This is a genomic window from Apilactobacillus micheneri (assembly GCF_006493595.1).
Taxonomy (GTDB): domain Bacteria; phylum Bacillota; class Bacilli; order Lactobacillales; family Lactobacillaceae; genus Apilactobacillus; species Apilactobacillus micheneri.
Map to the genome: position 1 here is coordinate 193,884 of NZ_QUBI01000001.1, position 13,459 is coordinate 207,342.

At 30.1% G+C, this 13,459-nt stretch carries 16 protein-coding genes; 4 read left to right on the plus strand and 12 right to left on the minus strand.

Features of this window, described 5'->3' with window-relative positions; genetic code table 11:
- Positions 1–16: 16 nt before the first annotated feature.
- From DY123_RS01035 to DY123_RS07680, 4 genes are all read right to left on the minus strand, one after another.
- Positions 17–1,666 carry a BCCT family transporter gene (locus DY123_RS01035; protein ID WP_140934367.1) on the minus strand — a complete coding sequence of 550 codons (1,650 nt, stop codon included), beginning with the start codon at positions 1,664–1,666 and terminating at the stop codon, positions 17–19.
- A gap of 187 nt (positions 1,667–1,853) precedes the next feature.
- Positions 1,854–2,405, minus strand: a complete 552-nt coding sequence (locus DY123_RS01040; RefSeq protein WP_140923692.1) for a sugar O-acetyltransferase — start codon at positions 2,403–2,405, stop codon at positions 1,854–1,856.
- A 51-nt stretch (positions 2,406–2,456) separates the two neighbouring features.
- On the minus strand, positions 2,457–3,281 hold the full coding sequence (locus tag DY123_RS01045) for a ribonuclease H family protein (RefSeq protein WP_140923693.1): 825 nt from the start codon (positions 3,279–3,281) through the stop codon (positions 2,457–2,459).
- A gap of 58 nt (positions 3,282–3,339) precedes the next feature.
- Complete coding sequence (locus tag DY123_RS07680) at positions 3,340–3,462, minus strand: hypothetical protein (protein WP_263850849.1); 123 nt, start codon at positions 3,460–3,462, stop codon at positions 3,340–3,342.
- A 164-nt stretch (positions 3,463–3,626) separates the two neighbouring features.
- Here DY123_RS07680 and thiD point away from each other — a divergent pair, with 164 nt between their 5' ends.
- The gene (gene thiD / locus DY123_RS01050; protein WP_140923695.1) at positions 3,627–4,424 is read left to right on the plus strand and encodes a bifunctional hydroxymethylpyrimidine kinase/phosphomethylpyrimidine kinase; all 798 of its coding nucleotides are present in this window, start codon (positions 3,627–3,629) and stop codon (positions 4,422–4,424) included.
- Between the two features lie 47 nt (positions 4,425–4,471).
- On the opposite strand, the gene DY123_RS01055 is transcribed toward thiD, so the two are convergent.
- Positions 4,472–4,648: a hypothetical protein gene (locus DY123_RS01055; RefSeq protein ID WP_306418658.1), complete on the minus strand. Its 177-nt coding sequence runs from the start codon at positions 4,646–4,648 to the stop codon at positions 4,472–4,474.
- Positions 4,649–4,650: 2 nt separating this feature from the next.
- The gene (locus DY123_RS01060) at positions 4,651–5,352 is read right to left on the minus strand and encodes an NAD(P)H-dependent oxidoreductase (RefSeq protein ID WP_140923697.1); all 702 of its coding nucleotides are present in this window, start codon (positions 5,350–5,352) and stop codon (positions 4,651–4,653) included.
- Between the two features lie 296 nt (positions 5,353–5,648).
- Between DY123_RS01060 and DY123_RS01065 the strand changes: the two genes are divergently transcribed.
- Positions 5,649–5,852 carry a cold-shock protein gene (locus DY123_RS01065; protein ID WP_105956496.1) on the plus strand — a complete coding sequence of 68 codons (204 nt, stop codon included), beginning with the start codon at positions 5,649–5,651 and terminating at the stop codon, positions 5,850–5,852.
- Positions 5,853–5,916: 64 nt separating this feature from the next.
- Here the strand turns inward: DY123_RS01065 and DY123_RS01070 are convergent, their stop codons facing one another.
- On the minus strand, positions 5,917–6,441 hold the full coding sequence (locus DY123_RS01070; protein ID WP_105963884.1) for a TetR/AcrR family transcriptional regulator: 525 nt from the start codon (positions 6,439–6,441) through the stop codon (positions 5,917–5,919).
- A 179-nt stretch (positions 6,442–6,620) separates the two neighbouring features.
- Here DY123_RS01070 and DY123_RS01075 point away from each other — a divergent pair, with 179 nt between their 5' ends.
- Positions 6,621–6,860: a P8 family protein gene (locus DY123_RS01075; protein ID WP_105963885.1), complete on the plus strand. Its 240-nt coding sequence runs from the start codon at positions 6,621–6,623 to the stop codon at positions 6,858–6,860.
- A gap of 101 nt (positions 6,861–6,961) precedes the next feature.
- Here the strand turns inward: DY123_RS01075 and DY123_RS01080 are convergent, their stop codons facing one another.
- On the minus strand, positions 6,962–7,276 hold the full coding sequence (locus DY123_RS01080; protein WP_181398769.1) for a DUF7671 family protein: 315 nt from the start codon (positions 7,274–7,276) through the stop codon (positions 6,962–6,964).
- 80 nt (positions 7,277–7,356) lie between these two features.
- Between DY123_RS01080 and DY123_RS01085 the strand changes: the two genes are divergently transcribed.
- A complete protein-coding gene (locus DY123_RS01085) occupies positions 7,357–8,055 on the plus strand; it encodes a DUF6198 family protein (RefSeq protein WP_105963887.1) in 699 nt (232 codons plus the stop codon).
- Positions 8,056–8,072: 17 nt separating this feature from the next.
- Here the strand turns inward: DY123_RS01085 and DY123_RS01090 are convergent, their stop codons facing one another.
- The 4 genes from DY123_RS01090 to DY123_RS01105 form a co-directional block, all read right to left on the minus strand.
- Positions 8,073–9,794 (minus strand): putative glycosyltransferase family protein, encoded by a 1,722-nt coding sequence (locus DY123_RS01090; protein ID WP_140934314.1) that lies wholly within the window; start codon positions 9,792–9,794, stop codon positions 8,073–8,075.
- 102 nt (positions 9,795–9,896) lie between these two features.
- Positions 9,897–10,838 (minus strand): DMT family transporter, encoded by a 942-nt coding sequence (locus tag DY123_RS01095; protein WP_140923702.1) that lies wholly within the window; start codon positions 10,836–10,838, stop codon positions 9,897–9,899.
- Positions 10,839–10,974: 136 nt separating this feature from the next.
- Positions 10,975–11,913, minus strand: coding sequence for a DMT family transporter (locus DY123_RS01100; RefSeq protein WP_105963890.1), 939 nt, complete (start codon positions 11,911–11,913; stop codon positions 10,975–10,977).
- A gap of 31 nt (positions 11,914–11,944) precedes the next feature.
- Positions 11,945–13,342, minus strand: coding sequence for an APC family permease (locus DY123_RS01105; RefSeq protein WP_140923704.1), 1,398 nt, complete (start codon positions 13,340–13,342; stop codon positions 11,945–11,947).
- Positions 13,343–13,459: the final 117 nt, after the last annotated feature.

The following is a 13,459-nucleotide window of genomic DNA, read 5'->3' on the forward strand; positions in this document are numbered from 1 at the left end:
ATGATTCTTATTATGTTTATTTAGATTTTTTATTAATTGTATTTTTAGGCCATAAAATTAATTTACCTTTAATGGCACTCTTTCTTTCAGCAGTAGCTTTCTTTTTACGACGTCTACGATTTATATATCTTTTAGTACTAATGATTGATTTGTCTTCACGAATCATTTTAAAGACAGAAATGATAATTAAAATACAAACAAACATTAGTGGAAAACCAGCCAATGTACAGAATGTTTGCACTGTTTCAAATCCACCAACTAGTACCAAACTAAATGAGAAGATAATAAAAACAACTACCCAAGTCATTCTATTAAATTGGCTAGGTTCTTGGCCCGGTTTTAACGGTATACTAGTAAAAGATGAAAGAACAAACGCTGATGAAGAAATTGTAGTTGCCAAAAAGACGAAACAAGACAAGAAATAAATGGCAAACATTAGATATTTCATCGGTAAAGTCCCAACAACCGCTGAAATGACAGCAGCTTGGCCTTGTGTATTCAAAATATGAACTAAATCAATTACTCCATTTTTTTGTAACCATAAGGAATAACCACCTAAGACAGCATAAAAACTCATGCAACCTAAAGCACCATAAGTGAGCATCCCTACTAAAACTTGACGAATAGTACGTCCACGAGAAATTTTAGCAATGAATAGTCCCATGAAAGGCATGTAAGATAACCACCAACCCCAATAGAAGATGGTTTCTTGTTGCTCAATACTTGGATGACCATTAGGAACTGTATTCAAACTCATTGGAATGAATTTTTGAATCAGAACTCCGACACTATTAGTTTCAGAATTTAAGATGTAAACAGTTGGTCCTAAGATCAATACAATTGCTAAGAAAGTAATTGCCGTCCAAATATGTGCATTACTTAATTTATCAATTCCACCATTAAGTCCCTTAAATACAGCAACAGAGAAAATAACAAATAGAACTAAGAATAACCCTATTTTCATGGCCAAATTATCTGGTAAGCCGGTTAAAGAACTTAATACATTAGAAATTATGGGAATTTCCATTCCAACAGAAGCTCCAACACCACCCATAATTCCAAATACAACCAAAATGTTTACAACTTTTTTAGTAATACTTTTCCAAAGTGAATCACCATCCAAAATGGTAATGGCATCACTCAAAGATTGAATTCTTCTTTTTTTATTGTACATCATATAACCAATAGCAACTGTAGGAGCTCCAAACATTAACCATGCCATAGGTCCCCAGTCATATTGACCATACATATGTGCTAAATTATACGCAGTTTCAGAAAATGGTTTAACACTACCTTCAGGACTTTGAACATATCTTAAAGGATCAACCATACTCAACATTAAGATACTTGCATCAATTGCTGTCGCAAAGACCATACTTCCCCACTGGAAGTTACTATATGCGGGCTTTTCATCAATTTCACCTAAACGAATATTTCCATACTTGGAAAAAATAAGATAAGCAAAGAAAATAAAATTAATTATGTAAATCCACATATAACCCCATCCCATGTTACCAGTAACACAGTTTAGAATTGTTTGCAACACTCCCTGTAGTGAAGATCCACCAATCATTAGAAAAATGGAAACTGCAAAGAATAAAATTACAGTAGGAATAAAGACCAATTTGTCAATATTTTTACTTTTAAAAATAGTAATCCTCCTCATGATATTCATGATATTTATAAACCCATTTTACACAAAAAGCTGCCAAAAAGTGATTCGAAATGACGAATAACTATTTGCACAGCTTTGCTAGGGTTATACAAAATAAGTTGATTTTATATTTACATATCAATTACATTATACACAAATAAGAAAATATGTAAAATGCTTTAGGTAAGGGTTTTATAGTTTATTTTACTGTTTTAATTACACGTGCGGGATTACCTACTAAAACAACATTATCGCCAAAAGATTTAGTAACCACTGATCCTGCTCCTACAACGACATTCTCCCCTAATGTAACTCCTGGTAATACAGTGACATGACCACCAAACCAACAATTATTTCCAATTGTGATTGGTTTTCCTGATTCGACGTCAGCTTTCCTTTGATCTGGATCAATGGGATGTACTGGTGTATATAAACCAACATCAGGACCAAAGTAACAATTATCTCCAATTGTAATTGGACAAGTATCCAATAATGTTAAATGATAATTACCATAAAAGGAGTCTCCAATATGAATGTTATATCCATAGTCAAATTCTAGACCATCTTCAATCCATAATTTTTTACCGCTATCACCTAATAATTGAGCAATAAGTTCGTTTTGTTTTGCATTATCATCAATTTTAGAAATTGATTTTAATTGTTTACGAATAAAACGGCGACGAGATTGTAATTCTTCGTCAAATTGTTCATAAGGTTCACCATCAGTCATCTTTTGTCGTTCAGTTTTCATTAAAGGTCCCACTTTCATATATTTAAAATTAATTATATCACAATAATATAGTTAACTAAAAAATCCCATTTTTTTCAAATTTTCTTCTATATTATTAACAGACTTTTCCTTATCAATATACTTATCTGTATTTTTACTTTTATCTTTCAATTTTACGGAATTTGAAGATTTAGTTTCATCTTTTTTAGTTAATCGTTTTAAATCTGTCTTTTTGCCATTTTCTAAATCATCCATTGTTTTATTTAATAAATGGTCAACAAAGTTATTGCCTTCATCTTTAGCATGACCTTTGGTCCAATAGAAATTAATATTGGAAAATTTAGGTAATAAATCAGCTAATTGAATAAATTCTGCTTTATTCTTAATTATTTCGCCACTACTTTTACGCCAACTATGTCTTTTCCATCCATATATCCACTTATTATTGATTGAATTCAATACGTATTTAGAATCCAAAATAGCATCGATGTTGCAATTATTTAAATGATTTTTATTTAAATAATCTAATGCATTTACTAGTCCTAAAACTTCCATTTTATTATTAGTAGCGCCAAATTCACCAGCAGAATTAGAATATTTTTTACCATGATTATTAATTAAATATGCCCAAGCTGCTGGATCGTTACTTTTAACATGTTGGCCTAATTTATTGCCATGATTTCTAGAACCACCATCGGTATAAATAACAATTTCACTACTTTGATTAGATTTTTTAGCATCATCAGGTTTGATAAATGTTTGTGCTTCTTTTTTAGTCGCAAAACTTTTAAATTGCGCCCCTGAAAATCCACTTACTTGTTTTTGCGTATCTGACCAGGTTTGATAAATACCAGGTTTTCTACCTTTTTTAACGGCATAATATTTTTTCTTAGCCATCTAAATTCTCCTTTGATATACAAAAAAAGACTCAGTAACATACTGAGTCCCTAAAAATTTATTTAGCAGGTGATGACTTCAAGAATTTTCTTAAGTCAGCTACTTCTTTTTGTTTTTTATTACGTTTATTGGTGTTAATTGGACGACGTCCTTGTACACCATTTGGATGACAAGCTCTCATTTCAATTACTCCTTTATCTAAAAACTTAACTCATGTCATTATAATACAATAATGACATTTAACGCAAATTAGTCTTAATCAAATATTATTATATATATAATGATTGAAATTATCAAGTTTATGTTAAAATGTTATTAATTTAAATATCAGGGGTGTGTTTATTTATGGTAAATGAATTTCCGCAAGCTTTAACAATCGCAGGTTCAGACAGTGACGGTAGCGCTGGAATGCAAGCTGATTTACATACTTTCTTCATAAGAAAAACTTATGGAACATCGGTAATCACTGCCTGTGTTGCTGGTAATTCTTATGGAATTCATGATAGCGTGACAATGCCTGAACATTTTATTAACCAAGAATTTAAGGATTTAGCTGATGACTTTAAAATTAGAGCTGCTAAGACTGGCATGTTAGATGACACTAACATGATTAATATTGTGGTTAATAATTATAAAAAATACAATTTTGGTCCATTAATTGTCGACCCTGTAATCGTTACGAAACATGGCAACATGTTGTTAAAACAAGATGCTTTGAAAACATTAAAGGACAAATTAATTCCACTGGCCACTGTAGTTACACCTAACTTTTATGAAGCTGAAAAATTAACTGATAAAGAAATTAAATCCGATAATGATATTGAACAAGCGGCCAAAGAATTGATAAAAATGGGTGCAAAAAATGTTATTATAAAGGGCAAACATATTGCTGGAGAAACCGATAAAGTTAGAGATTATGTATTATTAGAATCTGGCAAACATTTTTGGATTGATGGTCCTTATTATAATACTACTCATAAAAACGGCACCGGTGATTCATTATCTGCAGCAATTACTGCTGAAATTGCTAAAGGTACTGATATTGAACAAGCAATTAGAATTGCTGATGAATATGTAGATCGAGCCATTAAAAATGGGATTGAAGTTGGTCATAAATTTGGTCCAATTAACCATTGGTCGTAAATAAAAATTGCAGATAAAAAGCCAATCATAATGATTGGCTTTTTTGTTTACCATTTATCTGGGCTCCAAGTTCTTCCATCTAGTTCATCTTGTGCTTGTTGTAATCTTTTAGCTTGTTCAGCAGCTAATGATTTGGTCCCTTCTAAAATTGAAATTAATTTAAAACTAGTCTCATCTTTTTTTAAGTCGTTAATTTCTTGATCTAACCATTTATTAGTTTCCATTATTAATCTTCTTCTTTCTTAATCATATCTAGTTCCCATTTTATTTCATCAAGTCGATCATAATTATCTTGCAAATAATCAATAATAATGTCTAGCTTAGCTTGTTTTGCTGGGCTTAAATTGCTTCTTAATTGTTTTAACTGTGATAAATACCAAAGTTGTTTACTACCGAAACCATTAATATCTTTATTAGTTAAATAATTACGATAGTCTACTAATAATTTGCCCTTTTCATCATTAGTCATATATGCAAATTGATCCACCATAAATGGTTTTATAAATTTCATACCTGATTTAAAAGCTAATGCTTGATATGGCTTTAATATTTCATTAATACTAAATCCTTCACTACCACCAACGGTATAATTTTTTAAAGGTTCACCTAAAGTAGTAATGATACCTAATTCTTTGCCCTTTAATTTTCCATCTTCGTTCGCATAAGTAAAACTTCTGTTAAAAATATCATCCTCATATTTCTTTAAAAGTGCTGGTGAGCTGTACCAATACATCGGAAATTGAAAGAGAATACGATCATATTTCATTAAACGTTTTTGCTCTTTATCTACATCAAATTCATAATTATTAGTTAAATGATCCAGAACTAACCAATCTACTTCATCGATATCATTTTGACATTGTTGCAAAAATGATTCGGTCATTGAATTGTCATATTCGGGATGTGAGACAATTACTAATGTTTTCATTTATATATCTCCTTAGTTTACTTGTGTTGATAATTTTAAATGATTTAGTTTAAATAATAAATAATTTGTGCCTTTAAAATATATCAAATACTATTTATTATAATATATCAAATTTATTTCAAAATTTGTTTGACAATAAATGTTCTATAGGGTATATTATTAACTAATGTGTTACAGAGGTTCGAGTTTCTAAGGTTACTTGTTTTATAGTTTTATGAAATAACTTCCTTGATTCAGGCTTTATGATACATTAGAATTTAAGCACATCTAGTGCGATTTTATGGAGGTTTCATATTATGAAACAAGGTACAGTTAAATGGTTCAACGCTGATAAGGGTTACGGTTTCATCACTACTGATGATGGTGACGTATTCGTTCACTTCTCAGCTATCAACAAAGAAGGTTTCAAGACTTTAGACGAAGGCGAAAAGGTTACATTGGACGTTGAAGAAGGCGACCGTGGCCCACAAGCTGCTAACGTTACTCCTGTTGAAGGTTAATGTTTAGATAAAAAGTTTTAAAAAAGAGTTCTTAGATTAAATCTAAGAACTCTTTTTTTATTGCTTAATTAATTTTAAAGTGCATATACTTAGAAACAAAAATAACTAGTGATTGAACTGGTTCAGACATTCCATCTTCAGTCCATGTAATTATAATTTCAGTTAATCCCCCTGCTATTAAGGAAACCAACATTTTAGATGATTCTTCCCTAGTTTCTAAAACATCTTCATCAATTAAATCAGATATATAATATTTTAATCTTTCAAGTAAAATCATTGAAAGGTTATTGTTAATGATCATTTCCATCATATCTTGATCTTCTTTTACAATTTCAAAAAAAATGGTAGCAATGTCTGATAAATTATGCGAATGACTAGATGCCAGTCTTTGTACGAAAGTTGTAAATGAACTATCAAAACGATAGATAATAATATCTTTTTTGTTATGAAAATTACGATAATAAGTCATTCGTGAAACATCAGCTTGAGAACATATATCTTTCACATTAATCTCATCGAATGGCGTCGTCTTAAGTAATTCAAACATTCCATTAACAATTTTATTTTTTGTTGCAAACTTATCTCTCATCACTTTTGCCTCACTTTATTATAGTTAAAAATATATACGAAATTATTCATAAATGCAAGTCATCATCAATGAATTATCAATCCATATATTTTTTATAATAATTTTGAGTATATATATTAACATAATAGCTCAATAGAACTATAATAGGGATTGAGCTAAATTTTAAGGAGGAATTAATTATGGCAGAAACTGCAGAAGAAAAAGTAGAAGAAAGAGAACGTGTATTAGATACACCTATGGATAAAGAATTTGACTGGGCTAAGAAAGACGATACAACCCCAGTTAGAGATGCTCTTTGGGATCATTACATGGAAGCTGATGGCAGAGATACAATGAAGACAGAAGCTAAAATGCACCCATACTTAGACATGTCAAACGACGAAGTCGCTGCAAATGCCGAAAAGTTACTAAAGAACTAGTTTCTTTATCTAATTAATTTTTTCGACGCTTTAACTACAAAGCTCAACTTATTTTTTAAGCTCAACTTGGCAATAAAACGCCAATGAAAAAGACTTGATGATTATTCATCAAGTCTTTTTTTAGCTTCATCTAAAATATCATTAGAGACATATTCACTAGTAAACCTTTGTAAAGGTGTAAAATTATGACGATTATTGAACTTCACTGGATAAGTAGCAATCACTGCTACCATCATATTATTCTCAGTTAAAAAGATTTGTCCTAATGATTTGTAATTTCCCTTGGTATGTTTACCAGTTCGCCAATCATGTAATTTAAAATCATTATGATCGTCTTTTTTTATTATATAATTACCGGAAGCATCACTTTCGATAGGTATTCCTTTGTACCTTATTACTTTGTATTTACCTTTCATTTTAATCATCCTTCATGAATTTTTATAAAAACTATCTTTTTATTGTGATAGTATAGAATTTAGTTAAATAATATTGGGAGATGTTAATTATTAGTTCTGTTAATACATTAAAAACAAGAATTTTTGCTTTAATTTTTGGATTAATTTTAAATGCATTCGGAAACTCACTAACCATTATATCAGCCAGCGGTTCAGGTATTTGGACTGCTGCAGCCGTTAATATGAATGAAATTTTTGGAATTGAAGTTGGAACTTTAATCTTTATTCTAGGAGTTATTAATGCTATTACTAATCAAATATTAATTGGCAGAATTGATGTTTTTCGATTTATTGAAGAAATCATATTTATTACCTGTTTTAGTTATTTTATCAATATTTTTACTAGTATTTTTAGAGCTTGGGGTTGGGCCGATACGTCTATCTGGATCAGAATTCCCATGGCATTACTAGGAGTTATGTGTTTTTGTACTGCTATTTCATTATATCAAAGAGCAAATATATTCATGCATCCAAATGATGATACTTCTAACATTCTACGTTTTAAATTTTTAAAAGGTAGTGCAATTAAATCACAGTTATTAGATATGACCCCACCAATCATCATCATTATACTCTGTGCTATCAAATTAGGTCATGTCGATTCAATTGGTATTGGAACCATCTTTTCTGTAGCCTGCAATGGTATTTTAATTGAAGCTGCTGATAAATGGGTATTTCCAAAACTTAAGCATAATAAAAATATTAATCAAGAACTTGCTGAACATAACAGTAAAAAATAGCTTATAAAAAGGCGCTTTTATAGCGCCTTTTTTAGTTTATATAAATATCTATACATAGTATATGAAATTAGTATAATCCAACTAATGACTGTAACCCAAAGCATCATAATCAATAGTTTAGACCCATGATAATAAATTTCTAGCTGATTTTCCCCTACTTTAGAATTGACAATTACGCTCCCAATATTAGTTAAGGATACATCACTAATATGTTTACCATTTAAAATAATGTTACTATCTTTATATTTTACAATTGGTAATTGTATTTTATCGTTGTTATTACTATGCCAAGTCAAAATTAAATGTCCAGCTTTATTAACATGTTTTTTTACACTTACAGAATCATCAATAATTTGTTCAGTATAACTACCGTATGGATGATAATTAAAGTAATTAAAAGGCGTTACTTTATATTGAACCGGTAAGTAATCTGGAGTACTTTTGGTTAAATATTTCAATACTTTTCCCGTATCTTTATCATATAAACTTCTTCTAATCTTGTCAGTATCATGGGTATGATAATTTAAATTATAGTCGTTTTGTACTACCTCAGGTGAAAAATAAGCTTTAACACCATTTTGGACAGATTTTGCAGCATTCAATGCTATTAAAACAACAATTACAAATGTTCCTAAATATTTTACATAGTTCAGCCATTTATTTTTAAATGAATCGTTAATCATAACCCCAAAACAAATAATCAAAAGAACAAATGTAATTACTGTAAATCGACGAGGCATCTGGATTAAATATGAAATACTTGGAAATCTATCATCCAAAAATTGCCATGGGAAAAATGTCGATGAAATCCAAAAAAATAAAATCCCTGTAATAAAAATAATACGACGATATGTAGAAATTTTCTTCCAATTATATATAAAATAAATAGTAGTCAAAATCAATATTAATGAATACATTGATGGTAGGACAAATACATTATGACCAAGAAATGCAATTGAATCAGAATTCATATCCAATTGAGGTGCAACTGGTAATGCATGATTTGTGAAGTCAATTTGAATCATCCCATACCACACGTTTGCAGTTAAACAGAGTGTAATTAACACTGAGTAAATTGCATTAAGTAACATTTTTCTTCGATTGTCAGTTTCTAAATAGCCGACAATAAAGAATGGTATTAGTGCAAGTGCTCCAATCAAACTAGTCATAATGTGGGTTTGTAACATAAAGGTCATTGGTAATGCTAAACGTAAAACATTTATTTTTTTATAGTCCACCATGTCAAAACCGGCATTTAATAACCAAGGTAATAAAGCAGCCGCTAATCCCGTAAACTGATTACCAACTATCCATCCCATTACGATATAAGATAGCATATAAACAATTGCTACAACTAGGGAATAAATTTTGCTAATGCGTGTCCTTATTGCTAAATGATACATTAATGATCCACCAATAATCATCACCAACAATGATGATAAAATTTGAAATCTTACCCAATTACCAGCAATTATTAAAAGCAAACCATTAAAATAAGCAGCTAGTGGACCATATAGTGCATTAATGATTCTACCCGATTGTTGGTATCCATAAATAGATAAGAAATAACTAAAATGACCTGTTTTTATCTGCATTGCTGCTTCATAAAAACGATTCATATGAAAAATTGAATCCACACCTAAGATATATGAACCAGTCACAATTTGTGGAAGTAGAATTAAAATTGCCACTAGTGATATCAATAAATAAGGCCATAGTTTTTTTATTGCTTTTTGCATACACAATAACTTCCTCAATCTTTAAAATTAAAAAACAACATATTAATAATATAACATAAAAAAAGTTGTACCCGAAAAGTTTCAGATACAACTTAAGATCAATTATTCTTCGCTATGTTTATCAATCGTTAATTTACGATGTGAATTTTGTAAAACAAATATTGCCAAAATAACTAATAAAGCACCAATAATTTTAATTAGGTTAATTCCTGTGTTAAAGAAAATAATGCTTAAAATAAATGTAACCACTGGCTGGGTAGCATCAACTAAACTAACTACTTCTGAAGGTGCAAAATTTAACGAATGCAATAAAATTATGAAAGGTAAAATTGTACCAAGTAATATTATTGCACCCACACCTAAAACAATTCCAGTAGTTAAATGAGGAGCATCAACCCATAAAGGTTGTCTAATGTTAAAAATAATTCCAGCAATTAAGGTTCCCCAACCTAAAATAACCATTGGTGAACTAGTTTTAACAATTGGTCGAGGTAAAACAACATATAAAGCAGCAGTAACCCCTGAAAGGATTCCCCAAATTAATGACTCCGTTGAAATAGATAATTTACTAAAATCACCTTGTGTTAAAGATAAAATGATTCCGGAAATCGCAATTACGAAAACTATCACATCAATAGGTAAAGGCTTTCTTTTTTGAAAAATCATGGAGCCTAATAAAATAAATAGTGGCGATAAGTATTGTAAAATAGTTGAAGCATCTGCATTACCAGTTTGAACACTCATAAAAAATGTATATAAATTAGCGCCGATTCCAAAAACTCCATAAGTCACAATACATAAAAATGACTTCCAAGAACCAAATACATTAAATATATGTCCCTTGTAGACAATTGCAGAAATGACTAATAATATTATTCCAGCAATCATAGTCCTAGTAGATAAAAACCAATTTGCTTCTAATTTTTCTTGTTGCGAAACAAATTGAAGTACAGTTCCGGAAACTCCCCAAAGAGCAGAAGCAATAAATGCCCAAAAGATTCCCTTTAAAACGTTAGTTTCCAAAACACCTTTTTCATTATTCATAATTACACCTCAATAAATATATGTATAAAACGTGTTATTTGCTATTTTTATAAAATAAATCGTACATTAAATACATTATCATATTTATATTAAATAAACCATTAAAAAAAAGCCATTATTTAAATGGCTTTTTAATCTATCTAATATCAGGTGCTTTTTTAGCACGTTTTTGATGTGATCTTTGTAAGAAGTAAATTGATACAATAATGATAACTGCACCTAGTGCTTCAAAGAAACTTGGTATTTGTTTGAAGACAATGATACTTAAAATAATTGTTACAACTGGTTCCACAGCATCTACAATACTTGAAACTTCAGATGGTGCAAATTTCAAACTGTATAGCACAGATGAGAATGCAAAAATAGTACCAATCAAAATAATTCCACCAATTCCTAAAACAATTCCAGTATTTAGCTTAGGAGCATCATTCCAGAATGGATGATAAAGGTTAAAACCAATTCCGGCAATTAAAGTACCCCATCCTAAAACAACAAATGGTGAGTTATTTTGTGTTAGAGGCTTTGGAACTGAGTAATAAATTGCAGCTGATACAGCTGAAAACAAACCAAATACTACGGCAATTAATGGAACTGATAATTCACTAAAACTACCCTTAGTAATAATCATAAAAACACCAACTAATGCAAATAAGAACGAAATAATATCAGCTTTAAGTGGCTTTTTGTGTAAAAAGATTAATCCGTATAACACAATAAATACAGGTGCTAAATATTGCAAAATAGTTGCAGTTGAGGCATTTCCCTCTTGAATACTTACATAAAAAGTTGACATATTAACAGCTAAACCAAAAATGGCATATATAAATAGCCTAATAATTGATTCTTTTGATTTAAATACATCAAAGATATGTTTTCCAACAAATGAAGCTCCAATAATCAACAATAAAATTCCAGCAAATAAAGTTCTAACTGAAATAAACCAAGTTGTTGGTACTGCTTCATTTTGAGAAACAAATTGCATAATAACCCCTGAAATACCCCAAAGGGTTGAAGCCATTGATGACCAAAAAATACCTTTTACAACATTTTCTGACGTTTTGTTTTGCTTTTCCATTTTCAAAACTCCCAAATATTATATTTATAATTTATTTTTCATTATTAGTACGACTATGTTTAATACCATATCCAAAGTAAATTACTAAACCAATTATAAACCATATAATCGCTGTTAACCATGTTTCTAATGATAATTGAGTTAACAAATAGATACATGCTAAAGCAGATACAATTGGTAAAATTGGATAAAATGGTACTTTAAATCCATTAGAATTATTGATATCTTTTCTTTTTCTAAGTGGAATAATTCCAATTGACATAAAAGTAAAAGCTATTAAGGTTCCTATATTGACTAAACTAGCTAACTTGTCTAATGAAACCAATCCACCCATAAAAGCAATAATAATAGTAACGAATATGATACTACGCTTAGGAACATTATTTTTCTTATTAATTTTACTTAATTTCTGTGGTAATAATCCATCCCTACCAATAGAGTATATTAATCGAGAACTACTATAAATCATATTAATCATCATAGTAAACATTCCAGCTAATGCACCTAAAGATATTAAAACACTTAATTTATCTAAATGAATTACTTGTAAGGCATATGTTACTGGATCAGACACATTTAAATCTGTGTAAGGAACAATTCCTGTTAAAACAATTGATACCAAAATATATAACACTGTACAAATTAATAATGTACCAATAATCCCAATTGGCATTGTTCTCTCAGGTTTTTTAACTTCACCAGCTGATGATGCAATTACATCAAAGCCTAAATAAGCAAAAAATACCAGCGATGCACCTTTGAAAATACCATGAACTCCAAATGGTAAAAATGGATTCCAATTACCTGGCTTAACAAAGAAAATTCCTGCAACTACGAAGATAATAATGATAGAAATCTTCACTAATACCATAATGTCATTTAGCTTTGTAGATGACTTAACATTATTAGTCAAAATCCATGAAATAAATACAACGATTAAAATAGCAATTACATCAACATATGTACCTTTACTTGGATTATAGTTTGCAGAAATGGCTTTAGGTATGAAAATCCCAAAGCTACGCAAAAAAGACTGCAAATATGCTGACCAGCCAGAAGAAACCGTGGCCACTGACAACATATATTCAAGAATTAATCCCCAGCCTATTACCCAGCCGGTTAGTTCACCAAAAATAACATTTCCAAATGAGTAAGCACTTCCAGCAATTGGTAATGCTGAAGAAAATTCTGCATAACACATCGCACAAAGGGAACATACAATTGTTGCTAAAACAAAAGAAAGTATAATTCCTGGACCCGCTGTAGTGGCAGCAACTGTACCTGGTAAAATAAAAATACCAGTCCCAATAACTGCTCCGATTCCCATCATTATTAAATCTTTTGTATCAATAGTTCTTTTTAGATTCTCATCTCGATCAATGAACTTAGATAATGATGTCTTACGATTCACCTTTGAAAGTAAACTCATAGAATTCCCCCCATCCTAATAAACAAATAAAAAACGCACCGGTTATTCTTAACCAGTGCGATTAAAAAAGCACCAGAAAGAATAACTGTTACCAGCTATTTTTCTAGTGCTCGAAGT

Excerpts from the sequence above, each read along its gene's own strand:
- DY123_RS01060 (WP_140923697.1), bottom strand. The coding sequence starts at position 5,352 with ATGAAAACATTAGTAATTGTCTCACATCCCGAATATGACAATTCAATG.
- DY123_RS01095 (WP_140923702.1), bottom strand. The coding sequence starts at position 10,838 with ATGAATAATGAAAAAGGTGTTTTGGAAACTAACGTTTTAAAGGGAATC.
- DY123_RS01045 (WP_140923693.1), bottom strand. The coding sequence starts at position 3,281 with ATGGCTAAGAAAAAATATTATGCCGTTAAAAAAGGTAGAAAACCTGGT.
- DY123_RS07680 (WP_263850849.1), bottom strand. The coding sequence starts at position 3,462 with ATGAGAGCTTGTCATCCAAATGGTGTACAAGGACGTCGTCCAATTAAC.
- DY123_RS01070 (WP_105963884.1), bottom strand. The coding sequence starts at position 6,441 with ATGAGAGATAAGTTTGCAACAAAAAATAAAATTGTTAATGGAATGTTT.
- DY123_RS01040 (WP_140923692.1), bottom strand. The coding sequence starts at position 2,405 with ATGAAAACTGAACGACAAAAGATGACTGATGGTGAACCTTATGAACAA.
- DY123_RS01090 (WP_140934314.1), bottom strand. The coding sequence starts at position 9,794 with ATGCAAAAAGCAATAAAAAAACTATGGCCTTATTTATTGATATCACTA.
- DY123_RS01075 (WP_105963885.1), top strand. The coding sequence starts at position 6,621 with ATGGCAGAAACTGCAGAAGAAAAAGTAGAAGAAAGAGAACGTGTATTA.
- DY123_RS01100 (WP_105963890.1), bottom strand. The coding sequence starts at position 11,913 with ATGGAAAAGCAAAACAAAACGTCAGAAAATGTTGTAAAAGGTATTTTT.
- DY123_RS01085 (WP_105963887.1), top strand. The coding sequence starts at position 7,357 with ATGTTAATTATTAGTTCTGTTAATACATTAAAAACAAGAATTTTTGCT.
- DY123_RS01065 (WP_105956496.1), top strand. The coding sequence starts at position 5,649 with ATGAAACAAGGTACAGTTAAATGGTTCAACGCTGATAAGGGTTACGGT.
- thiD (WP_140923695.1), top strand. The coding sequence starts at position 3,627 with ATGGTAAATGAATTTCCGCAAGCTTTAACAATCGCAGGTTCAGACAGT.
- DY123_RS01080 (WP_181398769.1), bottom strand. The coding sequence starts at position 7,276 with ATGAAAGGTAAATACAAAGTAATAAGGTACAAAGGAATACCTATCGAA.
- DY123_RS01035 (WP_140934367.1), bottom strand. The coding sequence starts at position 1,666 with ATGAGGAGGATTACTATTTTTAAAAGTAAAAATATTGACAAATTGGTC.
- DY123_RS01105 (WP_140923704.1), bottom strand. The coding sequence starts at position 13,342 with ATGAGTTTACTTTCAAAGGTGAATCGTAAGACATCATTATCTAAGTTC.
- DY123_RS01055 (WP_306418658.1), bottom strand. The coding sequence starts at position 4,648 with ATGGAAACTAATAAATGGTTAGATCAAGAAATTAACGACTTAAAAAAA.